The sequence below is a fragment of the Bacillus sp. 7884-1 genome (assembly GCF_002272245.1).
Taxonomy (GTDB): Bacteria; Bacillota; Bacilli; order Bacillales; family Cytobacillaceae; genus Neobacillus.
Genome location: NZ_NPDD01000202.1, coordinates 1 through 1352, shown reverse-complemented (window position 1 = coordinate 1352; position 1352 = coordinate 1). Strand labels below are relative to the sequence as shown.

Genomic DNA, 1352 nt, shown 5'->3' with positions numbered 1-1352 from the left:
TGAAGCTAGACAAATAGATTGCTAATATACAAGGAAAGAGAGGGAATGAAATGAGAGAAGCGGTAATCGTAGCCGGAGCACGGACCCCGGTAGGTAAAGCGAAGAAAGGAACGCTTGCCCATGTTCGCCCTGATGATTTGGGAGCATTGGTTGTCAAAGAAACATTAAAGCGCGCCGGAAATTACGAAGGAAATATTGATGATTTAATCATTGGCTGTGCGATGCCAGAAGCAGAGCAGGGGAATAATATGGCTCGGAATATTGGTGCATTAGCAGGGCTGCCGCACACAGTACCAGCCATCACCATTAATCGTTTTTGTTCATCTGGTCTGCAGGCGATTGCCTATGCAGCACAAGGGATTATGCTCGGACACACTGATACGGCGATTGCTGGCGGGGCAGAATCCATGAGTCTAATTCCAATGATGGGGCATGTGGTTCGTCCAAATGTCAAATTAGCAGAAACAGCTCCAGAGTACTATATGGGAATGGGTCATACAGCCGAAGAAGTAGCCAAGAAATATGGTATTTCTCGTGAGGATCAAGATGCATTTGCCGTTCGAAGTCATCAAAAAGCTGCTAAGGCCATTCAAGAGGGAAAATTCGTAGACGAAATCGTCCCAGTTGAAGTTACCCACCGTACTATAGGAAATGACAATAAGTTAGTAGAAAGAACGATTCAGTTTTCTCAAGATGAAGGTGTACGTCCAGATACTAACCTGCAATCATTAGCGAAACTTCGACCTGCTTTCTCTGTGACAGGTTCGGTTACGGCCGGTAATGCTTCACAAACAAGTGATGGTGCAGCGGCTTTAATGATTATGGACCGTGAAAAAGCAGAAGCACTCGGATTAAAGCCATTAGCAAAATTCAGATCGTTTGCAGTCGGAGGTGTACCACCGGAAATTATGGGAGTTGGACCTGTAGTAGCCGTACCAAAAGCTGTTAAGTTAGCAGGATTAGAGCTATCTGATATCAATCTTTTTGAATTAAATGAAGCATTTGCTTCACAATCCCTTCAAGTAATTCGCGAGCTTGGCTTAGACGAAGAAAAGGTAAATGTAAATGGCGGAGCAATCGCACTAGGTCATCCACTTGGATGTACAGGTGCAAAGCTAACCTTAACCCTAATCCATGAATTAAAACGCCGCAACCAACAATTCGGAGTAGTAACCATGTGTATAGGCGGCGGAATGGGCGCAGCTGGAGTCTTCGAACTTTTATAAAAATGCATTTAAAACTCAGTGTAAATATGAGAACTATGATGATTGGAGCGGAAGGTGCGAGACTCCTCGAAAATGCTATCGCATTTTCTTCGTGCGTGGGCGGATTCGAGGATGTAAAATTCAATG

The 1352-nt window shown here is 44.4% G+C and carries 1 protein-coding gene; it reads left to right on the top strand.

The window, feature by feature from the left end; all coding sequences use genetic code 11:
• Window positions 1-50 precede the first annotated feature (50 nt).
• On the top strand, window positions 51-1226 hold the full coding sequence (locus tag CHI06_RS22525) for an acetyl-CoA C-acetyltransferase (protein WP_095250807.1): 1176 nt from the start codon (window positions 51-53) through the stop codon (window positions 1224-1226).
• The last annotated feature ends 126 nt before the right edge of the window (window positions 1227-1352 follow it).

Excerpts from the sequence above, each read along its gene's own strand:
- CHI06_RS22525 (WP_095250807.1), top strand. The coding sequence starts at position 51 with ATGAGAGAAGCGGTAATCGTAGCCGGAGCACGGACCCCGGTAGGTAAA.